Annotated in this window: 21 protein-coding genes; 15 read left to right on the top strand and 6 right to left on the bottom strand. The window is 72.6% G+C overall.

Features of this window, described 5'->3' with window-relative positions:
• The first annotated feature begins 366 nt into the window (after positions 1–366).
• From ABGB10_RS30080 to ABGB10_RS30035, 10 genes are all read left to right on the top strand, one after another.
• Positions 367–561: a hypothetical protein gene (locus ABGB10_RS30080; RefSeq protein ID WP_347664365.1), complete on the top strand. Its 195-nt coding sequence runs from the start codon at positions 367–369 to the stop codon at positions 559–561.
• Positions 561–1,448: a hypothetical protein gene (locus tag ABGB10_RS30075; RefSeq protein ID WP_347664364.1), complete on the top strand. Its 888-nt coding sequence runs from the start codon at positions 561–563 to the stop codon at positions 1,446–1,448. Before ABGB10_RS30080 ends, ABGB10_RS30075 begins: the two co-directional genes overlap by 1 nt.
• Entirely contained in the window at positions 1,445–3,037 is a 1,593-nt protein-coding gene (locus ABGB10_RS30070) for a contractile injection system protein, VgrG/Pvc8 family (protein WP_347664363.1), read from the top strand. Before ABGB10_RS30075 ends, ABGB10_RS30070 begins: the two co-directional genes overlap by 4 nt.
• Complete coding sequence (locus ABGB10_RS30065; RefSeq protein ID WP_347664362.1) at positions 3,037–3,375, top strand: hypothetical protein; 339 nt, start codon at positions 3,037–3,039, stop codon at positions 3,373–3,375. The genes ABGB10_RS30070 and ABGB10_RS30065 overlap by 1 nt, the downstream gene beginning before the upstream one ends.
• Positions 3,372–3,806: a GPW/gp25 family protein gene (locus ABGB10_RS30060; RefSeq protein ID WP_347664361.1), complete on the top strand. Its 435-nt coding sequence runs from the start codon at positions 3,372–3,374 to the stop codon at positions 3,804–3,806. Before ABGB10_RS30065 ends, ABGB10_RS30060 begins: the two co-directional genes overlap by 4 nt.
• Positions 3,803–6,454 carry a putative baseplate assembly protein gene (locus ABGB10_RS30055; RefSeq protein ID WP_347664360.1) on the top strand — a complete coding sequence of 884 codons (2,652 nt, stop codon included), beginning with the start codon at positions 3,803–3,805 and terminating at the stop codon, positions 6,452–6,454. The genes ABGB10_RS30060 and ABGB10_RS30055 overlap by 4 nt, the downstream gene beginning before the upstream one ends.
• Entirely contained in the window at positions 6,435–6,950 is a 516-nt protein-coding gene (locus ABGB10_RS30050; protein WP_347664359.1) for a phage tail protein, read from the top strand. The genes ABGB10_RS30055 and ABGB10_RS30050 overlap by 20 nt, the downstream gene beginning before the upstream one ends.
• Positions 6,947–7,870, top strand: a complete 924-nt coding sequence (locus ABGB10_RS30045; protein ID WP_347664358.1) for a hypothetical protein — start codon at positions 6,947–6,949, stop codon at positions 7,868–7,870. The genes ABGB10_RS30050 and ABGB10_RS30045 overlap by 4 nt, the downstream gene beginning before the upstream one ends.
• The gene (locus ABGB10_RS30040) at positions 7,867–8,328 is read left to right on the top strand and encodes a hypothetical protein (protein WP_347664357.1); all 462 of its coding nucleotides are present in this window, start codon (positions 7,867–7,869) and stop codon (positions 8,326–8,328) included. Before ABGB10_RS30045 ends, ABGB10_RS30040 begins: the two co-directional genes overlap by 4 nt.
• 99 nt (positions 8,329–8,427) lie before the next feature.
• Positions 8,428–9,195 carry a hypothetical protein gene (locus tag ABGB10_RS30035; protein ID WP_347664356.1) on the top strand — a complete coding sequence of 256 codons (768 nt, stop codon included), beginning with the start codon at positions 8,428–8,430 and terminating at the stop codon, positions 9,193–9,195.
• Positions 9,196–9,246: 51 nt separating this feature from the next.
• Here the strand turns inward: ABGB10_RS30035 and ABGB10_RS30030 are convergent, their stop codons facing one another.
• The 6 genes from ABGB10_RS30030 to ABGB10_RS30005 are packed head-to-tail and all read right to left on the bottom strand — an operon-like array spanning position 9,247 to position 15,208.
• Positions 9,247–10,095: a PmoA family protein gene (locus ABGB10_RS30030; RefSeq protein WP_347664355.1), complete on the bottom strand. Its 849-nt coding sequence runs from the start codon at positions 10,093–10,095 to the stop codon at positions 9,247–9,249.
• Positions 10,092–10,811, bottom strand: coding sequence for a hypothetical protein (locus tag ABGB10_RS30025; protein WP_347664354.1), 720 nt, complete (start codon positions 10,809–10,811; stop codon positions 10,092–10,094). The genes ABGB10_RS30030 and ABGB10_RS30025 overlap by 4 nt, the downstream gene beginning before the upstream one ends.
• Positions 10,795–11,694 (bottom strand): carbohydrate ABC transporter permease, encoded by a 900-nt coding sequence (locus ABGB10_RS30020; protein WP_347664353.1) that lies wholly within the window; start codon positions 11,692–11,694, stop codon positions 10,795–10,797. Before ABGB10_RS30020 ends, ABGB10_RS30025 begins: the two co-directional genes overlap by 17 nt.
• The gene (locus tag ABGB10_RS30015) at positions 11,694–12,677 is read right to left on the bottom strand and encodes a sugar ABC transporter permease (RefSeq protein WP_347664352.1); all 984 of its coding nucleotides are present in this window, start codon (positions 12,675–12,677) and stop codon (positions 11,694–11,696) included. Before ABGB10_RS30015 ends, ABGB10_RS30020 begins: the two co-directional genes overlap by 1 nt.
• A 31-nt stretch (positions 12,678–12,708) precedes the next feature.
• Complete coding sequence (locus ABGB10_RS30010) at positions 12,709–14,058, bottom strand: extracellular solute-binding protein (protein ID WP_347664351.1); 1,350 nt, start codon at positions 14,056–14,058, stop codon at positions 12,709–12,711.
• A gap of 19 nt (positions 14,059–14,077) precedes the next feature.
• Complete coding sequence (locus ABGB10_RS30005) at positions 14,078–15,208, bottom strand: LacI family DNA-binding transcriptional regulator (RefSeq protein WP_347664350.1); 1,131 nt, start codon at positions 15,206–15,208, stop codon at positions 14,078–14,080.
• A 238-nt stretch (positions 15,209–15,446) separates the two neighbouring features.
• Here ABGB10_RS30005 and ABGB10_RS30000 point away from each other — a divergent pair, with 238 nt between their 5' ends.
• The 5 genes from ABGB10_RS30000 to ABGB10_RS29980 are packed head-to-tail and all read left to right on the top strand — an operon-like array spanning position 15,447 to position 22,284.
• The gene (locus tag ABGB10_RS30000; protein ID WP_347664349.1) at positions 15,447–16,775 is read left to right on the top strand and encodes a Gfo/Idh/MocA family oxidoreductase; all 1,329 of its coding nucleotides are present in this window, start codon (positions 15,447–15,449) and stop codon (positions 16,773–16,775) included.
• 24 nt (positions 16,776–16,799) lie between these two features.
• Entirely contained in the window at positions 16,800–18,236 is a 1,437-nt protein-coding gene (uxaC, locus tag ABGB10_RS29995; protein WP_347664348.1) for a glucuronate isomerase, read from the top strand.
• 55 nt (positions 18,237–18,291) lie between these two features.
• Entirely contained in the window at positions 18,292–19,596 is a 1,305-nt protein-coding gene (locus tag ABGB10_RS29990) for an enolase C-terminal domain-like protein (RefSeq protein ID WP_347664347.1), read from the top strand.
• Positions 19,587–21,080, top strand: coding sequence for a mannitol dehydrogenase family protein (locus ABGB10_RS29985; RefSeq protein ID WP_347664346.1), 1,494 nt, complete (start codon positions 19,587–19,589; stop codon positions 21,078–21,080). The genes ABGB10_RS29990 and ABGB10_RS29985 overlap by 10 nt, the downstream gene beginning before the upstream one ends.
• Positions 21,070–22,284 carry a Gfo/Idh/MocA family oxidoreductase gene (locus tag ABGB10_RS29980; RefSeq protein WP_347664345.1) on the top strand — a complete coding sequence of 405 codons (1,215 nt, stop codon included), beginning with the start codon at positions 21,070–21,072 and terminating at the stop codon, positions 22,282–22,284. Before ABGB10_RS29985 ends, ABGB10_RS29980 begins: the two co-directional genes overlap by 11 nt.
• Positions 22,285–22,364: the final 80 nt, after the last annotated feature.

Genomic DNA, 22,364 nt, shown 5'->3' with positions numbered 1-22,364 from the left:
ACCCCCACCACCCCCACCCCGGCCGCCCCGGCCGCCCCGACCGAGATCTTGGAAGATTTCGGCCCCTCCAGGGGCACTTACCTTCCAAGGTCCATGACTCGCTCCGCCGACGGCGGCGGGGCGGGGCCGGACCGGACGGCGGGTCGGGACGGGCGGTCAACTGTTCGCGGGGCTGGCACGGGCTGGGGGTCAACCGACGGCTGGGGGTCAACCGAGGGCCGGGGGCCAACCGAAGGCGGGGTGGCGGCTGGCGGCGGCCGGTGGCCGGCCCTTCCGGACGAGCGGGCACGGTCGGGGCACCCGGTTGGCGAGCGAGTTGGACGGCCCACCGAGCACCGGAACGGTCCGGCCGCGAGGGCCGCAGGTGTGGCCTGGATCGGCTCGGCGCACCACGATCCGGGCGGCGGACGAGGGCCGGATCGCACAGCGACCCAGGCCGACGCGACGGCGTTCGACCCGTGGCCGGCGCTACCGGACGACGGCGCGCTGTGGACGGTGCCGGGTGACGTGCTGGACGCCGCCCACCTGGGTCGACTGGACCGGGAACAGGCGGGCGACTGATGGAACGTGTCGCCTTCCTCATCGACTCCTCCGGGGAACGGGTGGACTGCCTGCTCAACCCGGAGACCGTGCAGGTGACCCGGCTGGCTGGCGTACGCCATCGGGGTGCCGCCGGCGGGCAGCTCACCGGGTCCGGGCTGGCGGACGACCCACTGGTCTTCACCGGCGGCGGCCGGACCGAGCTTGTGCTCGACCTGCTCTTCGACGTCGACTTCGTGGAGGCGCAGGTCCGTCCGGCCGACGTCCGGGTGCTCACCCGTCCGCTGTGGATGCTGGCGGAGAACTCCGCCGTCGAGCATGGTTGGCTGCGACCTCCGCTGGTGCGGTTGGTCTGGGGCAAGACCTGGAACGTGCCCGGTGTGATCGTCGCGGTGGCGGAGCGGTTCGACGCGTTCACCGGCACCGGGTCGCCCCGACGATCCTGGCTCCGCCTGAAGTTGGTCCGGGCCGCCGAGACGGCCGACCAGGCGGAGGCCGGCTTCGAAGAGGAGTTGGCCGCGGCGAGCACCCCGACCGCCGCACCGGGCAGCGCGGTGATCGCCGCCGGCGACGGCGCGGCCGAGCCCGGCCGTTCCGGGGTGCGCTTCGACCTGCTGGCCAACGACGCGCTCGGCTCACCGTTGCGCTGGCGTCTGCTGGCCGAACACAACCGGATCACCGACCCCCTCGCCGTGCCGGCCGGCACCACCCTCGCGGTCCCACCACCCGCCCCGACCGGCGGCACGGCGACGGGTGCGGTGACCGCAGCCGCGCGGGCGCTGGCCGGCGCGGTGGGTGCCGGCGCGGCGTTCGTCGGAGCGTCGATCGCCACGGCGCCCGCCGCCTGGGGCACGGCGACCGGCCCCGCGCCGACCAGCACCCCCACCGGCCCCGGAGGTACGCCGTGACGAGCGTCGCGCCCCGGGCGATGACCGTCCTGCTCGACGGCGTCGAGTTGGCCGGCGCGGCCCGTCAACGGATCCGCTCACTGCGCGTGGCGGCACGCCTCGACCAGCCCACCCAGGCCGAATTGGTGCTCGCCACCACCGCCGGGGTCGGCGCGTTCGACCCGGCGGTCCGCCCCGGCACGACCCTCGACGTACGGCTGGCCGATCATGCCGACGCCCTGTTCGCTGGTGAGGTCACCGCGGTGGAGGTTGACTACGCCGCCGACGGTGCCGCGCTGCTGCGGCTGCGCGCGTACGACCCGTTGCACCGGCTGCGTAAGCGGCAGGGGTTGCGGGTGTTCACCTCGGTGACCGCGGTGGAGCTGGCCCGGGAGCTGTGCGGCGAGGTCGGGTTGACGGTGACCGCCGACGTCGACGGGCCACGGGTGGAACGGTTGTCGCAGCACCGGCACACCGACCTGGAGTTGCTGCGGGAGGTGGCCGGGCGGGCCGGGCTGCACCTGGCTGCCGACGGTGACGGGGTCCGGTTGGTCACCCTCGCCGGCTACGGGGAGCCGGTCGCGTTGGCCCTCGGCGCGGGTGTGCACACCCTGCGACTGTCCACCAACGCCGACCAGGCCAGCGATGCGAGCGTGGCCCTGGGCTGGCATCCGCAGCGGGCCGAGGTGATCAGCCAACAGGCCGACGAGGCGCGCTGCGGCCGACCCTCCGGCGACCGCCCTGATCCGGCCGACGTGGGTGCCGGTGGGGTACGTACCGCCGTGGACCAGCCCGGCCGCAGCGACGACGAGTTGGCGGCGTTGGCCCAGGCCCGACTGGACACCCGGGCGGCGACGCTGGTCACCGCCGAGGGGGTCACCGAGGGCGATCCGGCGCTGCGGCCGGGCCGGCGGATCGACCTGGGTGGTGTGCCCGACCCGGTGGCCGGGGCGTACGTGCTGACCGAGGTGGTGCACACAGTGGACGGCAACGGGCACCTGACGCGGTTCTCCACGGTGCCGCCGGTAACCCCACCTCCCCCCACCGGCGGCGCGGTGGTCACCCTGGGATCGGTCACCGACGTCGCCGACCCGGACGGGCTGGGCCGGGTCCGGCTGACCCTGCCGGCGTACGGGGACCTGGACGCCGGCTGGCTGGCCGTGCTCTGCCCGGGCGCGGGTCGGGGCAAGGGGCTGGTGGCGCTCCCCGACCCGGACGACACCGTGCTGGTGGTGCTGCCCGGCGGGGAGCCGGCGTCGGGCATCGTGCTCGGTTCGCTGTTCGGCACCGTCGAGCCGTACGACGCGGGCATCGACGACGGGCGGGCACGGCGCTGGACGATGCGTACCGCCGGCGGGCAGTCGATCGTCGTCGACGACGTGACCCGCAGCCTGCGACTGGCCACCGAGGGCGGCAGCTTCCTGGAACTGACCCCCGATCTGGCCACCCTGCACGCGGCGTCCGACCTGGTGATCTCCGCACCCGGCCGGGCGATGGTGGTACGCGCCCGCAGCGTGGACTTCCTGCACGCCGAGTCGACCGAGGACCCGACGACAGCGGCGGAGCAGGCACGTTCCCTCGCCCGAGCCCACCACGAAGGAGGCGGCTGATGCGCTGGATCCACCGTGACTCCGTGATCACCTGTGACCACGACGGCCGGGTCGAGAACCGGCCGTCGCGGGAGTGGGTGACCGTCACCGGCGTGCCCGTGCTGGTGGACGACGACCCGGAAGGGCGCTCCATCGTCGCCTGCCCGAACTACGGCCCGACCATCAAGCCGTGCACGACGACCCTGACCGTCCGGGTCGGCTACAGCGACTGGGTCCGCGTCGACGGGCACCGGGTGGTGCTCTCCCACCTGTCGGGGTTCACCAACGGCACACCGCCGGGGCTGGTCAAGCACACTATGCGGGACCCGCGCCAGCGGTTCCTGGGAGCGGACCGGTGAGGGCCTTCCGCTTCGTCGGCGCCGGCTTCGACGCCGGCCGCACCGGCGGCCTGGCGCTCACCGCCGCCGGCGGCCTGGCGATGACCGAAGGCGACGAGAGCGTACGGCAGGCGCTGTTCCTGCTCCTGTCGACCACGCCTGGCGAACGGCTGATGCGGCCCGGGTACGGGTCCCGGCTGCACCGGTTGGTCTTCGCACCCAACGACGACACCACGGCCGGCCTGGCCATCCACTACGTCCGGCAGGCCATCGCCCGGTGGGAGCCCCGGGTCGAGGTGATCGACGTGGACGCCGGGCCGGACCCGGACGACGCGTGGCAGCTGGTGATCCGGTTGGACTACCGGGTGCGGGCCAGCCTGACACCCGGGCAGTTGGTCTTCTCCGTGGACCTGCTCCCGGCCGACGAGCCCGTGCAGGGAGGACCCTCATGACACTGCCCGTGCCGCACCTGGACGATCGCGGCTTCCTCGACCTGGTCACCGAGGCCCGGGAACGGATCCGGCAGTCCTGCCCGGCGTGGACCGACCTGTCGGCGCACGACCCCGGCATGGCGCTGGTGGAGGCGTTCGCGCACCTGACCGAGGTGATGATCTACCGGCTGAACCAGTTGCCGGACAAGGCGTACGTCTCGTTCCTGAACCTGCTCGGGGTCGCCCGGCACGCACCCACCGCCGCCTGGGCGGACGTCCGGTTCACCCGTACCGGCACGGACCGCGCGGCGGTCCGGATCCCGGCCGGCCTGCGGGTCGCGGCGGCTCGCGGCGCGGACCCCCGGCCGGTCGTGTTCGTCACCACCGAACCGGCGTCGCTGCCCGCCGACGAGACGTCGGTGACGGTACGGATGCACCACTGCGAGACGGTCGAGGCGGAGCTGCTCGGTGTGGGCACCGGCCAGCCGGGTCAGGTGCTGCGAGCCGCCCACGCGCCGCTGGCGCACACCGCCGAAACGCTCGACCTGCTGCTCGGCGTGGAGGTGCCGGCCGGCACTGTGGAGTTGGGCGCGGCGGCCCGCGAGCACGACGGCCGCACGTTCGAGATCTGGCAACCGGTGGCCAGCTTCGCCGGGCTCGGCCCGCAGTCGAAGGCGTACCTGGTCGACCGTTGCTCAGGCACCGTCACCTTCGCCCCGGCCCTGGACCTTCGACCTCCCGCCGCGCCGCCCGCCGCCGCGCCGGCACCGGCGGGCGCCGCGACGCCGGTGACCGTGGCGGCCGTGCCGCCGGCCGGGCGGCAGGTCCGGCTCTGGTACCGCTGCGGTGGCGGTCCCGCCGGCAACGTGGCGGCAGGCGCCCTGACCAGCCTGCGCGACCCCCTGCCCGGGGTGAAGGTGGACAACCCCGCGCCGGCCGCAGGTGGCCGCGAGATGGAGGCGCTGGAGTCGGTGCTGCTGCGCGGCCCGTACGAGTTCTTCGCGCAGCAACGGGCGGTGACCGCCCGCGACTTCGAGGTGCTCGCCACCAGCTCAGGCGCGGTGGCGAGGGCCCGGGCGTTCACCCGCGCGGCGGTGTACAGCTTCGCCCGGCCGGGCGAGGTCGAGGTGGTGCTGGTCCCGTACGTGCCGCCGACGGCGCGCCCTAACGGCCGGCTTCCGGTGGCGGTGCTCCGCGAGCACGAGGTGCCCGAGGCGCGGCACCGGGTCGAGGCGGACCTGGAGGAACGCCGGATGCTGGGCATCCGGTCCCGGGCGACCTGGGCCCGGTTCAAGGCGGTGTCGGTGCGGGCCCGGGTGGTGGTCCGCCGGGAGGAGGACGTGGACGCCGTCCGGAGCCGTATCCACAACCGGCTGCACCAGACGTTGAGTCCGCTGCCGACCGCGCTCAACCCGACCGGTTGGCCGTTCGGGGAGCCACTGCGGGCGTCCAACGTGTATCGGTTGCTGGAGCACGCCGAGCCGGGTGTGCGTTACGTCGAGTCGGTCCGGTTCGTGGTCGACGAGGCGCCCGACGCGGAGGTCCGCGCCCTGGCCGTGGACCAGTACCAGCCGCGCACCTGGTACGCCGGGCGCGGCCCGGTGGTGTTCCGCTCCAGCAACGCCGGCGCGGGGTGGGAGCCGGCCGGCCGCTTCGAGGGCGAGACGGTGCTGCGGGTGGCGCCCGCTCCCGCGCCGGTGCGGCCGGGCATCGTGGCGCGTCCCGGCTCGGTGGCCGTGGTGACCCTGCGCGCCTCCGGCGGCTCCCGGGTGCACCTGAGCACCGACCTGGGCGAGACCTGGTCGCTGCTCACCGACCTGGACTCGCGGATCTCCGACGTGGCCTGGCTGGACCGCGACGGCGCGGGCGCGCTGCTGGTGGCCACCGACACCGGCCTGTACGAGGTGTCGCTGCTGCCCGGCGCGGTGCCGTTGCAGATCCTGGTCGACCCGTCCGACGCCGACCGGGGGTTCTACGCGGTGCGCGCGTTCGTCTCGGAGCGGGGCGCGCCCGGCGTCGCGGTGGCCGCGCAGGCGAGCTTCGGGGTGTATCTGTCGACCGCCGGTGGTCGGCCCGGCAGCTTCACCCACGTCGGGTTGTCGAACGTGGACAACCGGGTCCTCGCCGTGCAGTACGACGGTCCCGCCACGTTGCTGTGGAGCGGGGCCGGTGAGCCGGACCCGAAGAAGCCCGGCCAGGGCTGTCATCGCACCCGGCTGTTCGAGTCCGACGTGAAGTGGCAGTCGACGCAGTCCGGGTGGATCGGTGGCACCTGCCGGGACCTGGCGTTCGCCGGGTCGCTGGCGGTGGCGGCCACGCAGAGCGGCGGGGTGCTGCGGCTGGACACCCTGGCCACGCAGCCGCAGTGGCAGTCGGTGTCGGTCAACTGCGGATTGCCGCTGCGGGACCGGACCCGGTTCGTGCCGGTCGACGCCATCGCCGTGAGCGGCCCGACGACCGGCGGGAACGCCGGTGGTTCCGGTGCGGCGGAGCGGCTGATCCTGGCCGGCGGCGACCGCGGCGTCCACCGCAGCGCCACCGCGGTCGACTGGACGCCCAGCGCCAACCAGGCCACCGCCGACGTGGTGACCGTCCCGGATACCTGGCTGCTCTGCTCCGGCGAGCACGACATCGAGGTGGTGCGCCAGGATGCGACGCTCGGCGATTGAACGGCTGCTGCCCGCCGCCTACCAGCGGGCCTGCGTGCCCGGCAGCGTGCTCTGGACGCTGCTGGACGTCATGGAGGCGCTGCACGCCCCGGACGAGGCGATCCTCGCGGAGGTGGACGCCCTGTTCGACCCGTACCGGGCGCCGGACGGGCTGGTCGTGCGCTTGACCCGCTGGGTGGCGATGGACCACGTGGTGGCGTCGCCCCGGCCGGACACCCCGCTGCCGCTGCCGGTGGGCCGGCTACGTGACCTTGTCGCCAACGCCGCGCTGCTAGCCCGGTGGCGCGGCACCCCGTACGGGATTCGCCGGGCTCTTGAACTGGCCACCGGAATGCCCGGCTTCACGATCGACGAACCCGCCGAGCAGCCGTTCCACGTGGTGGTGCGGGTGCCGGTGGCCGCCGCCGCCCAGCTCGCCGTGATCACCCGCATCGTCGAGGCGGAGAAGCCCGCCTCGACCACCGTCGAGATCGTCCTGGAAGAGGAGTCGTCATGACCACCGAGTGGGCGGTCGTCGCCGCCGCCGAACAGTTCACCCTCGACCCCCGCAACAGCGGCGAGCTGACGTTCACCGTCTCCAACCCGGGCAACGCGCCGGACACCGTCGTGTTCGACGTGGCCCCCGGTGACGGCTCCCAGCGAGCGTGGTTCACCGTCGCCGAGCCGCAACGGGTGGTACCCGGGCAGGGCTCGGTGTCGTTCCTGGTCAAACTCGCCGTGCCGGCCGGCACCGCACCCCGGCGCTACGACATGACCGGGTTCGCGTACTCGGCGAACACCGCCCCGGAGGAGAGTTCCCGTTCCAGCGGTCGGGTCACCTACGAGGTGCGGGCGGTCGCGCCGCCCCGGCGTACCCCCTGGTTGTGGATCGCCGCCGCGGCGGCGTTGGTGTTGGTGGTGGTGACCGTGGGGGTCGTCCTGCTGACCCGCGACTCGGGCCCGGGCGAGCCGCGCGTGGTCACCGTCGAAGCGGAGAGCCTGGTCGACGGCGCGACCGTGGAGTCGCCGAAGAAGAGCAAAGCGACAGTGGAGGCGCAGCCGAACTGCTGTGAGGTGACCTGGTCCGGTGACGAGCAACTGTTCTTCCAGGGCCTGGCCATCGGCGACAAGGTGACGATGACGGTGCAGATCCCGGCCGACGGCACCTGGCGGTTCGCCACGGTGCGCACCACCTCCTTCGACTACGCCAACACGGTCTTCGCCATCGACGGCAACCAGGTCGGCGGCACGTTCCTCGGCTTCACGCCGACGGTGCAGAAGACGGAGTTCCTGGACGTCGGCACGGTCCAGCTCACCAGGGGCGCGCACCAGGTCACCCTGCTGGTGGTCGGTAAGACGCAGGGCACCAACCGCTACTTCGCCGGTGTCGACGTGCTCCGGTTCAGCGAGGTCGTGTCACCGGCCGCCGCGCGATGAGCGGCCGGCAGAAGGCGCTGCTGGGCGTGCTGGTCGTCCTGCTGGTGGCGCTGTTCGTGGTCGCGATCGGGGCGGGGCGCGACGACCGGGGTGACCCGGGCGCGCGGCACGGCCTGGTCGACCGGTTGGGGGCGCTTGGCGGCGAGCAAGCCGCGGTGGACCCGGCCACGGTCAGCGCCGACTGCTTCGAGGATCCCGGCCGGCTGGTCTTCTCGGGCAGTTGTGAGCTGCGGGTCGCCGATCCCGGTGGGTTACGCACCCTGGTGCTGCGCAGCGCGGCGCGGTTCACGGTCACCGCGCCAGCGCCGGGCGACGCCGACCTGACCATCCGCGACGAGGTCGAACCGGCGGCGGACGGCACCGGGGCGGTGGCGAAGATCGCCGTCGACGAGGCCACCGAGGTCGGCGTGCGCTGTCCCGGCCTCGGTTCCTGCACGGTCGTCGTGGTGACGTCCTGACCTGCCGTCGTGCGTGCTGACCTGCCGTCGTGCGTGCTGACCTGCCGTCGTGCGTGCTGACCTGCCGTCGTGCGTGCTGAATTGAGAGGAGGCGCTGCCGTGGGTGAGCTGCGTAAACCGTTCCTGCTGCTGGCCATGCTCGCCATCGTCCTGGCGATCGGGGTGGAGCTGGGCGCCGGGCTGCTGATCGGCGGCGGCGACGCCGGGGCGGCGCTCGCGGACAGCGCCGGAGCGTTGGACGTGGAGATCGACGACGTGTCCGGGGTCAGCGAGCCGTCCGGCCGGGGCACCGGCTACCTGGCGTTGATCGACGCGGTGGCGGTCTGGAGCACCGGGCTGTTCTGCCTGGGTCTGCTGCTGCCCGAACGGGTCCAGGGTCGGGTGCAGGGCGTCGCCAGCCTGATCTTCTCGATCATCCTGATCATCGTGGGGCTGATCGCGCTGCTCATCGCGTTCGTGGAACTAATGATCATGGTGTCGCTGTTCCTGGCCGTCCCGTTCGGCACCCTGGCGTACCTGGCCCTGTGGGGGTTCTTCCCGGTCGGCGACGCGGCGGTGCTGCTCGGGCTGGTGCTGCTGCTCAAGCTGGTGTGGGCCGGGCTGCTGGTGCTGGCCCAGCCCCGGTTCCTGCAGAACAAGGGTCTCGTCCTGCTGATCCTCACCACCCTGCTGTGCACTGTCGTGCTGGAGTTCCTGCACAACCTGGTGCCGGTGATCCTGGTCAGCATCGTCGACGACGTGGCGGCGCTGGTCTTCGCGATCATCGCGATCATCTGGGGGTTGGTGCTGCTGATCGGCTCGATCCCGGCGATCGTCAAGGCCGTCCGGGTCACCGCCGCGCTACCCACCCGCTCCCCGCCCCGTTGATCATGAAGTTGTCGCCACCTCGGTCGGCGCGTCGTGGCGACAACTTCATGGTCAACCCGAGCGAGCCAGGGCGGCGACGGCGGCCCGGTCGAGAGTTCCGTCGGCCACCCACACCTGGTACCGGCCGTGCCGGCTCCCACCGACCGGCAGCACCGCCGGACGGTCGAACGCGAACGCCACACAGACCCCCGGATACATCCCGGTCCGCACGAACCACCTGTCGCCCCGGCCAAGACCCGCAAAGACCAGGGTGTACGCCCCACCGCCCGACCCGACGCCGGTCAGCGCGAGCCACGGTGCCGCGCTGCCGTTGACGGTCTCCTCCCCGGCGGCGTCGGCGGTGAACACCTCCGGTTCGCCGTCGGCGACGGCCCGCCAGAAGAATCCGCCGTAGCCGGCCCCGCCCGGGCGTCCGTTGGTGGCCGGGCTGCCCAGACGCACCTCCCGGTCGTCCGGTGCGACGAGGACGGACTCCAGGTCGAGCCGCCAGACGTCCGGCGCGAGCACCGAAGCGGCGAGCCAGCGACGCTCGGTCAGCAGGACCTCCCCGGCCCGGTCGCGCCACTGGAGATCGTGGACGTACCGGCCCGGGGACCGCTCGACCTCGCCGGTGTGCGTGATGACGCCGTGGTCGTCGCGCCAGGTGTAGCCGACGTCGCGCACGTAGGTGCGCCCGCCCCAGAGGTTGCTGCCGTTGACGTCCTGCACCGCCAGGGAGGCGCCGAGGTGCCAGACGTGGTCGGCGGGCAGCGCGTCGGTGACCACCGTGCCGCCGAGGGTGCGTACCGGGTGCAGGTACGGCCGGGGACCGTGCCGCGCGTCAAGCGCCGGGTCGATGACGTACCGGGCCACCTCGGTGCCGCCGACCAGCAGCCGCGCCGGCTCCTGCGCCCCACTCACGGCAACTCCGGGTGGGCGGAGACCGACCGGTGGCCGGCGAGGCCGGCCGAGACCGACCGGTGGCCGGTGAGGTCGGTCGTCTCCCGCCGACCGGGGGTGACGGCAGCGGCGACCGGCCGGCGGTTGGTGACGGCGTGCAGGGCGGCCAGGGTGTATCCGGCGAGGATCGGCACCGCGACCGGGGTGACCAGGACGGCGAGCAGTCCGGCCAGCGCGACGACCCCGGTGAGCGCGGCCCACCGGGTGGGTGCGTCGAGGCAGGCGCAGGCGGCGGACCGGGCCGAAGCCCGCCACCGCCCGCCCCCGTTGCCGCCCACCTCGACGACGACCAGCCCGGCGTACCCGGCCAGGCCGGCCACGACCAGTGCCGTCACCAGCAGCGCCACCGTGCCACCCGGCACCCGACCGGTGGCCAGGGCCGCCAGGTCCGCGGCGAGCAGCCCGGCCACGGCGAGCGCGAGCAGGCTGACCGGCGCACCGGGCAGCACCGAGCGGCCGAAGCGGCGCACTGTGGTCCGCGCGGACGGCCAACTGCCGGTACGCGTCCAGTCGTGCAGGGCCGCGCTGGCCGTACCCGCCGCAGAAGCGGCGGTGAGCACTGGCATGGCGGCGAGGGTCAGCAGGATGCCGAGCAACGCGAGGTCGGCGGCGTCGCGGACGACGTCGCGCCAGTCCCGCCGCCCGCCACCGTCGGCAGGTTCAGCCCTTGATGCCACTGGTGTTGATCCCCTCGACGAGCATCCGCTGGAACGCGACGAAGAACAGGAAGACCGGCAGCAACGACAGCACCGACATGGCGAACATCGGCCCGACCGCGCTCTGGCTGGTCGAGTCGATGAAGAGGGTCAGCGCGACAGGCACGGTGTAGTCCTCCAGTTGGGACAGGAAGACCAGTTGGCGGAAGAAGTCGTTCCAGGTCCAGATGAACGAGAAGATCGCCGTGGTGACCAGCGCCGGGCGGCTCAGCGGCAGGATGATGTGTCGGAAGATGCCGAACGGGCCGGCGCCGTCGATCCGGGCCGCCTCGTCCAGCTCACGCGGAACACCCCGCATGAACTGCACCATCAGGAAGACGAAGAACGCCTCGGTGGCCAGGAACTGCGGGATGAGCAGCGGCATGTACGGCCACTCGCCGCCGACCAGCCCCAGCGTCCGGAACAGGATGTACTGCGGCACGATCAGGACGTGCTGGGGCAGCAGCAGCGTGCCGATCATCACGGCGAACCACATGCCGCGCAGCCGGAACCGCAGCCGGGCGAAGGCGTACGCGGCCAGCAGGCAGGAGAGCCCGTTGCCGACGACGGTGAGCAGGCTGACCATGGCGCTGTTGAGGAAGAACCGACCGAAGCTGACGTCGAAGTTGGACCATCCGGCGGTGTAGTTGCCCGGGGTGAACCGCTCGGGCAGCAGCCCGAGGTTGTTGACGATCTCCTCCTGGGACTTCACCGAGGTCCCGATCATCCAGATCAGTGGGTAGAGCACCACGGCGACGATCGCCACCAGGATCAGCAGCCGCAGCACCGGCCGGCCGCCGGGCCGTCGGCGCGCGTTCGGGGGCGCTGTGGTCGGCGCTGCGTTCGTCGGGGCCACCGCCACCATCACCGGTCCTCCCCGTCGGAGTAGTGCACCCAGAACCGTCCGGTGCTGAAGAAGATCGCGGTGATCAGCGCGATGGCGAGCAGGAAGACCCAGGCCATCGCCGAGGCGTAGCCCATGTCGAGTTCGGTGAAGCCGGTGATGTAGAGGTTCAGCGTGTACATCAGGGTGGAGTCGACCGGGCCGCCGGTGCCGTTGCTGAGCACGAACGCGGCGGTGAAGCCCTGGAACCCGTTGATGGTCTCCAGCACCAGGTTGAAGAAGATGACCGGGGAGAGCATCGGCAGGGTGACGTTGCGGAACTGGCGGAACCGGCCGGCCCCGTCGACCGAGGCGGCCTCGTAGAGTTCGGTGGGCACCTGCTTGAGCCCGGCCAGGAAGATCACCATCGGCGCGCCGAACTGCCAGATGGCCAGCACCATCAGCGTCTCCAGGGCCCAGTCGGGGTCGTTGACCCACGGTTTGCCGGTGATGCCGAAGAGGCTCAGCAGCGAGTTGAACGCGCCGTCGCGGTTGAACATGTTGACCCAGACGATGGCCAGCGCGACGCTGCCACCGAGCAGCGACGGCAGGTAGAACAGGCCCCGGAACAGCCCGACCCCGCGCCAGGCGCGGTTGAGCAGCAGGGCCACACCGAGGGCGGCGGCGAGCTTCAGGGGTACGGCGACCAGCGCGAAGGTCAGGGTGACCCGCACCGCGTGCCAGTACGACGGGTCGGCGGTGAACATCCGCTCGTAGTTGGCCAGCCCCACCCACTCCACCTCGGAGAACGGGGTGAGGATGTCGTAGTTGGTGAAGCTCAGGTAGAGCGACAACAGCATGGGGATCGCCGTGACACCCATCAGCCCGATGAGCCACGGCGACAGGAAGACGTACCCCGCCAGACCTTCGCTGTGCCGGAGGCGGCCGGGCCCACGCCTGTCGGTGTGGGCCCGGTCGGTTCCGGAGCCGCGTCGGGTCGGGTCGGGCGCCGTGGTCAACGCCACGAACAGCTCCTCTCCGCGCCTGGTGCGGCGGTCAGGCGATGGCGGACTTGCACGCCTCGACGAATTGGCCGGCGGCCTCGGCGGGGGTGGCCCGGCCGTACTGCGCGTTCTCGGCGGCCTTGATCAGCTCCGACTTGACCTTGCTGTGCCCCTTGATCGGCACCTGCGGGGACTTGCCGAACTTCTGGGTCAGCTCCGCCTCGACGGCGATGGACTGCCTCATGGCCGGGTCGGTGGTGTCGTCGCTGACCACCCGGCGCAGGTCCAGGTTGGACGGTAGGCCGCGGTCGGTGCCGAGCAGCTTGACCGCTTCCTGGTCGTTGTTCAGGAAGTTGATCACGTCGACCGCGACGTCCTTGTTCTTGCTGCCCTTGAACACCGACCAGTACATCGAGGCCCGGGCCCACTGCGCGCTGGGGTCACCGGGGTAGGCGATCACGCCCAGCTCGTCCTTGGTGTTCTTCTTCAGGTCCGGCATCTGGTTGGCCCAGACCCAGGAGGTCGCCGACTTGCCGGTGACCACCAGCTGCTTGGTGACGTCGCTGGAGTTGCCCTCGTGGATGACGTCGGCGGTCGGGGTGGCCCTGCGGTCTCGGGCACCCTTCCACAGGTCGAACCACCTGGTCACGTCCTCGGCGGTGAAGCCCAGCTCGGAGCCCTTGTAGAGGTCCTTGCCCTGCTGGCGCAGCCACACCCAGAACGCCTTGTAGTCGGCGCTCGGGTCCTGCGTGCCGGGCACGCCGGTCTTCTTCGACACCTCCTCGGCCCAGGCAATGTGCTGCTCCCAGGTCATCCCGGTGGTCGGCTCGGGCAGGTTGTTCTTGGTCAACAGCGTCTTGTTGTAGACCAGGCCCTGGGTGTTCTCCCCGGCGGCGAGGCCGGCCAGCTTGCCGTCGACCACGCCGTACTGCCAGAGGCTCTCGGGGAACTTGGAGGTGTCCAGCTTGCCGGACTTCTGGTACGAGGTCAGGTCCAGCGTGGTGTTGCGGGCCGCGTACTCGGCGAGGTAGTTGTCGTCGATCTGGAACAGGTCCGGCGGGTTGCCGCCGGCGGTGAGCGTGGCCAGCTTGTCGAAGTAGCCCTGGTTGGCCTGCCAGGTCTTCTCGAAGGTCACGTTCGGGTGCTTGGCGGTGTAGAGAGCCAACGCGTCCTCGGTCAGCTTGGCCCGGGCGTCGCCGCCCCACCAGAAGACGGAGAGCTTGACCGGGGCGTTCGGATCGGCGGAGGGCTCGTCGTCTCCGCCACAGGCGGCAGCCCCGAACATCAGCGGTGCGGCGACCGTCACGGCCAGCAGGCCACGCAGCAGGCGCCGCCGAGGCAGCGCGGTACGGTGAGCGCGCCCGACGGGCGCGTCAGTGGTGGGGGGCGTTGCGGGGTGCATGTGCGCTCACTCCTCGGCATTAGGAGGCGACGGCGTCACCGGTGGCCGCGGTCGGGATGCCCGGGCCCGCAGGGCAATGCGGGTCCGGGCCCTGCGGCGCGGCCAGGGGACGTGCCGGTCGGGCGTGCGGGCCCGGGCCGGTCGAGTCGCGGATGACCAGGTCGGTCTGGAGCATTACCTGTGCGGTGGTACGACGGACGCCGAGCGCCGTGCCGGCACCCAGCCCTCGCGCGCCGCGCGGTGACTCGGTGTCCTGTTGCAGCAGCATGTCGACGGCCGTCCGGCCGGCGGCCCCGGTGGGTGTGGCCACCGTCGTCAGTTTGGGTCGGGTGAGCCGGCTCAGGGTGATGTCGTCGACCCCGACGACACTCACCTCCTGCGGCACCCGGACCCCGAGCGCGTCCAGCCCTTCGATGAGGCCGATCGCCATCAGGTCGTTGTAGGCGAGCACGGCCGACACACCGCTGCGCCGCACCTGCTCGGCGACGGCGGAGCCGCCGGTCTCGGTGGGCGCGTTCGGGCCGAGCACGGTCAGTTCCGCGCCGCCCGCTCGGGCGGCTGCGCCGGCGGCTCGGCGCATTTCCCGGTTGGTCCACGAACTGCGCGGGCCACCGAGCAACGCGATGCTGCGGTGCCCCAGGCCGACCAGGTGCTCGATCGCCGTCCGGGCACCCTGCCCGACGTCCATCAGTACGCAGGGCAGGCCGGTCACCTGGCGGTTCACCACCACCAGCGGCACCTCACGGCTGAGCTGCTCGATCAGGCTGTTGCTCATCCGTGGACTGCACAGCAGCACCCCGTCCACCTGCTTGGCCAGCGCGTGGACCAGCTCTTCCTCCGCGGTCGGGTCCTCGTTGGTGTCCGCCACGAACACGTGGTAGTCGCGGTGCCGGGCCTGACTCTCCGCCGCCTTGATCAGCGGCGGAAAGAACGGGTTCGCGATGTCCGCGATGATCAGCCCGATGTTGTGCGTACGCCCGGTGATCAGCGCCCGCGCGGCCCGGTTCGGCCGGTAGCCCAGATCCTCCGCGCAGGCCAGCACCCGGACCCGGGTCTCCGGGTTGACCAGGTGCGGGGCCGAGAAGGTGCGGGACACGGTGGAGATGTGCACACCGGACGCCCGGGCGACGTCCCGGATGGTGACTGGCACGGCGGCCCCTTCGTCCGATGTGGTGGCGGTCACGTGGGTGTGGCCCATTAATGCAAACGGTTGCGCCAGTGTCAACGGTGAATGGCTACAGCTTTGTTGCATCCAGACTCCCCTTGGTGACCTACTGCCTCGCAAACACGGATATTCACCGCCGTTTGCATCGTCGCCGTTGACGCGCTCGCATCGATCGTGATTACTTCACTGCAAACCTTTGCAGGATCACCGGAGAGGCGACCGCATGTCACCGAGAGCCGACGGCCGGGTCCGGTACGCCGTCGTGGGCACCGGCGCGCGAGCGGAGATGTTCGTCCGCGCCCTGGTGCTCGACCACGCCGACACCAGCGAGCTGGTCGCCTTCGCCGACGTCAACCAGGCCCGGATGGACGCGCACAACCGCTGGTTGGTCGAGCTGGGTCACCGTCCGATGCCCACGTACCCGGCCGGTGACTTCACCGCCATGCTGGACTCCGAACGCGTCGACGTCGTCCTGGTCACCAGCGTCGACGTCACCCACGACGAGTACGTGGTGGCCGCGTTGCGCGCCGGCCGGCAGGTCGTCACCGAGAAGCCGATGACCGTGGACGTGCCGCGCTGCCGGCGCATCCTCGACACGGTGACCGAGACCGGTGGTCGGGTGACTGTCGCGTTCAACTACCGCTACAACCCGCTGCACGAACAGGTCCGCCGGCTGCTGGCCGAGGGCGCGGTCGGCGAGATCGGGTCGGTGCACTTCGAGTGGCTGCTCGACGTGCGCCACGGCGCCGACTACTTCCGCCGCTGGCACCGCGACAAGGCAACCTCCGGTGGGTTGATGGTGCACAAGGCCAGCCACCACTTCGACCTGGTCAACTGGTGGCTGGCCGCCACCCCCGTCGAGGTGTACGCGGCCGGGCGGCTCTTCTTCTACGGCGAGGACGGTCGTCGGCACGGCTACGCCCGCGACTACGAGCGGGCGTACGGCTCCCCGGCCGCCGCCGACGACCCGTTCGCGCTGCGACTCGACGCGCACCCCCGGCTACGCGAGTTGTACCTCGACGCGGAGGCCGAGGACGGCTACCAGCGCGACCGCAACGTCTTCGCCCCCGGGGTCAGCATCGAGGACGACATGGCCGTGCTCGCCCGCTACTCCACCGGCGCCACGATGACCTACCACCTCACCGCGTACGCCCCCTGGGAGGGTTACCGGGTGATGGTCAACGGCAGTCGGGGCCGGCTGGAGCTGGAGGTCACCGAGAACGACTTCGTCGACCGGGGCACCGCCGGCGCGGTCAAGGGCGCCGCCCTGCACGGCGCCGAAGCCCCGGCCGAGGGCGGTGGTGCGACCCTCACCCTGCGCCCGTTCTGGCAACCGCCCCGGCAGATCCCCGTCGAGGGTCGCAGCCGACACGGCCACGGCGGCGCGGACGCCCGGATGACCGGGGTGCTCTTCGGGGGTCGACCCGACCCTCTCGACCGCGCCGCCACCGCCGACGACGGCGCGTTGGCCCTGCTCACCGGCCTGGCCGCCAACCGGTCCTTCGAGACCGGCCGACCCGTCCGGGTCGCCGACCTGCTCAATCCCCGCTGACCAGGAGACGAGAGGCCCATCCCCGTGCCGACGTTCGACCACACCGACCTGCTCCTGCCGCCCGAACCGGGCCAGCGCGCGCTGGCCCGGGAGCTGTACGCCCTCGCGGCGGAGCAACCCATCATCTCGCCGCACGGGCACGTCGACCCGGCGCTGCTGGCCGAGGACCGACCCTTCCCCGACCCGGCGCAGCTGCTCATCGTGCCCGACCACTACCTGACCCGGATGCTGCTCAGTCAGGGCGTACCCCCGGCGGACCTCGGTGTGCCCACCCGGGACGGGAGCCCGGTGGAGACCGACGGACGGGTGATCTGGCGACGTTTCGCCGCGCACTGGCACCTGTTCCGGGGCACTCCGTCGCGGCTCTGGCTGGAGCAGACCTTCCGGACCGTGTTCGGCGTGCACACCCCGCTCAACCCGGCCACCGCCGACACCCTCTACGACGAGATCTCGGCCCGGCTCGCCGAGCCGGACTTCCGGCCCCGAGCGCTGTTCGAACGGTTCGACATCGAGGTCCTCGCGACCACCGAGTCCCCGCTGGACGACCTCGGCCAGCACGCCAAGCTCGCCGCCGACGGCTGGGGCGGTCCGGGTGGACGGGTGGTCACCACCTTCCGTCCGGACGACGTGGTGGACATGGAGTTCGAGGGGTGGTCGACCAACGTGGACCGGCTCGGCGAACGGTCCGGCGAGGACACCGGCACGTACGCCGGCTACCTGGCCGCGCTGCGGGCCCGGCGCGCCGCGTTCATCGCCGCCGGCGCGACGTCCTCCGACCACGGACACCCCACCGCGCGCACCCTGGACCTGGCACCGGAGGAGGCCGAGCGGCTGTACGACCGGGGCCGACGCGGCCAGGCCGACGCCGCCGACGCGGAGGCGTTCCGCGCGCACATGCTGGTGGAGTTCGCCCGGATGTCACTCGACGACGGCCTGGTCATGCAGCTGCACCCCGGCGCGGTACGCAACCACAACCGCTGGCTGCACGCCCGGCACGGCCGTGACGTCGGCGGCGACGTCCCGCAGGCCACCGAGTACGTGCACGCGCTCGCCCCACTGCTGGAGCGCTACGGCAACGACCCCCGGCTGCGGGTGGTGCTGTACACCCTCGACGAGGACACCTTCACCCGCGAGCTGGCGCCCCTCGCGGGCGGGTACGCCGCGCTGCTGCTCGGCGCGCCCTGGTGGTTCCTGGACTCCCCGGAGGTGCTGCGGCGGTTCCGGGAGACGGTCACCGAGAGCGCCGGTTTCTACAACACCGCCGGGTTCGTCGACGACACCCGGGCGTTCTGCTCCATCCCGGTACGCCACGACGTGGCCCGCCGGGTCGACGCCGGCTTCCTGGCCCGGCTGGTCGCCGAGCACCGGCTACCGATGGACGAAGCGGCCGAGACCATCGTCGACCTGGCGTACCGGCTGCCCAAGCGGGTCTTCAACTTCGGAGGGGACCACCACCTGTGAGCGCGGGGAGCGCGGCGCAGCGGAGCCCCGCAGTCGCGAACGAAAGGCAGGCTCAGTGACCGTCACCATCACCTCCGTCGAGGTGCACGACGTGCGGTTCCCGACCGCCGCGCGGGGCGACGGCTCCGACGCGATCAACCGGGGCGACTACTCGGCGACGTACGTGGAGCTGGGCACCGACGCCGGGGCGACCGGCGCGGGGTTCACCTTCACCAACGGCCGGGGCAACGAGATCACCTGCGCGGCGGTCCGCGCGCTCGCCCACCACGTACGGGGGCGCACGGTCGAGGAGATCGTGGCCGAGCCGGTGGCGTTCTGGCGCTCGCTCAGCGCCGACGTGCAGCTGCGCTGGCTGGGCCCGGAGAAGGGCGTCATCCACATGGCGACCGGGGCGCTGGTCAACGCGGTGTGGGACCTGCGGGCCACTTTGGCCGGCAAGCCGATGTGGCGCTTCCTCGCCGAGCTGCCCACCGACGAGCTCGTCGCCAGCGTCGACTTCAAGCACATCAGCGACGCGCTCACCCCGGACGACGCGGCGGCGATCCTCGACAAGGGACGCGACGGCCTGACCGACCGGTTGGCGACGCTCGACCGGGACGGTTTCGCTTCGTACACCACCTCGGTCGGCTGGCTCGGCTACCCGGACGACAAGGTGCGCGCGCTCACCCGGCAGGCGTACGACGACGGCTGGCGTGCGATGAAGATGAAGGTCGGCGGCCCGCTCGCCGACGACCTGCGGCGGGCCCGGATCATCCGGGAGGAGATCGGCCCGGACGCGCTGCTGATGATGGACGCCAACCAGGTCTGGGACGTCGACGAGGCGATCACCGCGATGGCCACACTGGCCGAGGTCGACCCGTACTGGATCGAGGAACCGACCCACGCCGACGACATCCTGGGCCACGCCCGGATCGCCCGCGCGGTGACCGAGCTGACCGGCGGTCGGTGCCGGGTCGCCACCGGTGAGGTCGCCGCCAACCGGGTGATCTTCAAGCAGTTGTTGCAGGCCGAGGCGATCGGCGTGATGCAGGTCGACGCGTGCCGCGTCGGCGGCGTCAACGAGGTCCTGGCCGAGCTGCTGCTGGCGGCAAAGTTCGGGGTGCCGGTCTGCCCGCACGCCGGTGGAGTCGGCCTCTGCGAGTACGTCCAACACCTGGCGATCTTCGACTACCTGCGGGTGGGTGCCGCGCTCGATGGGCGGATGATCGAGTACGTCGACCACCTGCACGAGCACTTCGTCGACCCGGTTCGTACCCGCGGTGGCCGTTACCTCCTGCCCGAGCGGGCCGGTTACAGCGCCACCATGAAGCCGGCGTCGATCGCCGAGTTCCGCTTCCCGGACGGCCCGGCGTGGCGGTGACCGTCGGCGCGTCCCGGCTCGGCCTGGGCAGGTTGCGCCACCTTCCCGTCGAGGCCCGCCCCCTGATCCGGCCGGGGACGGTGCCGACCGGCGTCGTACACCTGGGGTTGGGCGCGTTCCACCGGGCCCACCAGGCGGTCTTCACCGAGGCGGCGGTCGGCGCGGCCGGCGGCGACTGGGGCATCATGGCCGTCGCGCCGCGCAGCACCGCCGTGGTCGAGGCGCTCGCCGCCCAGGACAACCTGTTCACCGTCAGCGCCCTCTCCGCCACCGGCAGCGCCACCCGGGTGGTGGGCGCGCTGAGCGGCGTACGGCATGCGGCCAGCGACCCGGACGCCGTGGTGGCGCTGCTCGCCGATCCGGCGGTGCGCGTGGTGACCCTGACGGTCACCGAGAAGGCGTACCAGCTCGACCCGGTGACCGGCCAGCTGTCCCCCGATTCGGCGCTCGCCGCGGACCTGGCCGGCGGCCGTCCGCCGAGCACGGTGCCGGGGCTGCTGCTGCGCGGGCTGGCCGCGCGGGCCGCCGCGGACGCCGGGCCGGTGGCCCTGGTCAGCTGCGACAACCTCCCGGCCAACGGCCGTCGGCTGCGGGGCATGCTCGACCAGACGGTCGGTCGTGCCGCCGGGGTGCCCAGCCAGCTGGTCGACTGGGTGGCCGCCAACGTCTCCTGCCCGGGCACCATGGTGGACCGCATCGTCCCGGCCAGCACCCCGGAGACGATCGAGGCGGTACGCCGGGCGCTCGGCGTGACCGACCTGGCGGCGGTCGCCGCCGAACCGTACGCGCAGTGGGTGATCGAGGACGACTTCCCCGGCGGCCGGCCGGGCTGGGAGCACGCCGGGGCGGTGCTCACCGACGACGCCGGCCCGTGGGAGCGGTTGAAGCTGCGCGCCCTCAACGGCGTGCACTCGGCGACGGCGTACCTGGGCGCGCTGGCCGGTCGGGAGACCGTCGCCGACGCACTGGAGATCCCGCACCTGGGCGACGTGCTGCGCCGGCTGATCGCCGAGGACGTCGCGGCGAGCTTCACCCCACCGGACGGGGTCCGGGTGGTCGACTACGGCGAGGAGGTCCTCGCCCGGTTCGGCAACCCGGCGATCCGCCACCGCACCCTGCAGGTGGCGATGGACGGCTCGCAGAAGCTGCCGCAGCGCGTCCTGCACACCATCGTCGACCTGCGCGCGACCGGCCGGTCCGCGCGCTGGGGCGCGCTGGTCGTGGCGTCCTGGTTGCGCTTCGCGCTGGGGTACGCCGACGACGGGCAGCCGTTGCCGTTGCAGGATCCCCTCGCCGGGCCGATCCGCGCGGCGCTGGACGCCGGCAGGCAGAGCCCGGCGGGCGCGGTCGACGCGCTCTTCGCGCTGCGTGAGGTCATCCCGGTGGAGGTCGCCGAGGACGACGAGGTCCGCGCCGACGTGGTCGCCTGGTTGACGGCACTGGAACGACACGGCGTCGAGGCCACCCTGGCCGGTGCCCGATGACCGGGCCGACCCTGGCCGGTTGGTGGTGAACGGGACGACGACGCCGCCCCGGGTGGCGGTGATCGGGGCGAACGGGCACGGCCGCTGGCATCGGCGGGTGCTCGCGCCGCTGCACGCCGACCGCCGGCTGCGGCTGGTCGCCCTGGTCGACGTCCGGCCGGTGGAGGACGATCCGGCGGCACCGGTGCCTCCTGGCGTCCAGGTGTTCACCGACCACCGGGCGATGCTCGCCGCCACCCGGCCGGAGGTGGTGGTGATCTGCACGCCGCCGCACACCCACCTGGCGATCGCCCGCGACGCGCTGGCCACCGGCGCGGACCTGCTGTTGGAGAAGCCTCCGGTGCTGTCGCTCGCGGAGCACGAGGAGCTGACCTGGGCGCTCGCCGCCGCCGGACGGGTGGCCCAGGTCGGCTTCCAGGCGCTCGGTTCGGCGGCCCTCACCGCGCTGACCGACGCGCTGGCCGCGGGCCGACTGGGCACCGTCACCGGTATCTCCACCGTGGCCGCGTGGCAACGGCCGGATGCCTACTACGCCCGCTCCCCCTGGGCCGGTCGTCGGACCCTGGACGGCCGACCGGTGCTGGACGGCGCGCTGGCCAACCCGCTCGCGCACGCGGTGATGCAGTGCCTGGCCGTCGCCGAGGCGCTCGGCGGGGCGACACCCTGGCCGGTGGCCATCGAGGTGGAGCGTTACCGGGTCCGCCCGATCGAGGTGGAGGACACCGCGGTGCTGCGGGTCCTGTTCCGCGCCGGCCCGCCGATGCTGGCGGCGGTGTCGCTGGCCGCCGAGGAGTTCGTGGCCGGCGAGGTCGTGGTGACCGGTACGGCCGGTCAGGCGGTGCTGGAATACCCGACGGACCGGTTGCGGCTGCCCGGGGACGTGGTGACCCGCCGGGTGCCGGGGCGGTCGGGACTGCTGGAGAACCTGCTCGCGCACCGGGCCGACCCGGCCGGGGTGCCGTTGATCGCACCGCTGGCCCGTACCGCGCCGTTCACCGCGCTGCTGGACGCGTTGCGGGCCGCCCCCGAGCCCCGGCTGCTCGACGGTGACCTGGTGACAGTTGTCGGCGAGGGCGGGGAACGGGTCCGTCACCTGCGGGGCGTGGTCGACGTGCTGCGTCGGGCAGCCGAGCGGGGGGCGCTCCCGAGTGAGCTGGCGGTGCCGTGGGCGGTCGCCGCGTACCGCGCCGAGTTGACGGGATAGCAGACGGCGACAACCGGGATCGCCGCCGACTCACCGTCGGGTCGGCGACGTAGGGGCTCATCGATGTGGTGATGATCGGC

Origin of the sequence: Micromonospora sp. B9E7, from assembly GCF_039871815.1 — a bacterium.
Classification (GTDB): Bacteria; Actinomycetota; Actinomycetes; order Mycobacteriales; family Micromonosporaceae; genus Micromonospora.
Note: the sequence above shows the minus strand (reverse complement) of the source record. Positions and strands in the feature narration are given on the sequence as shown.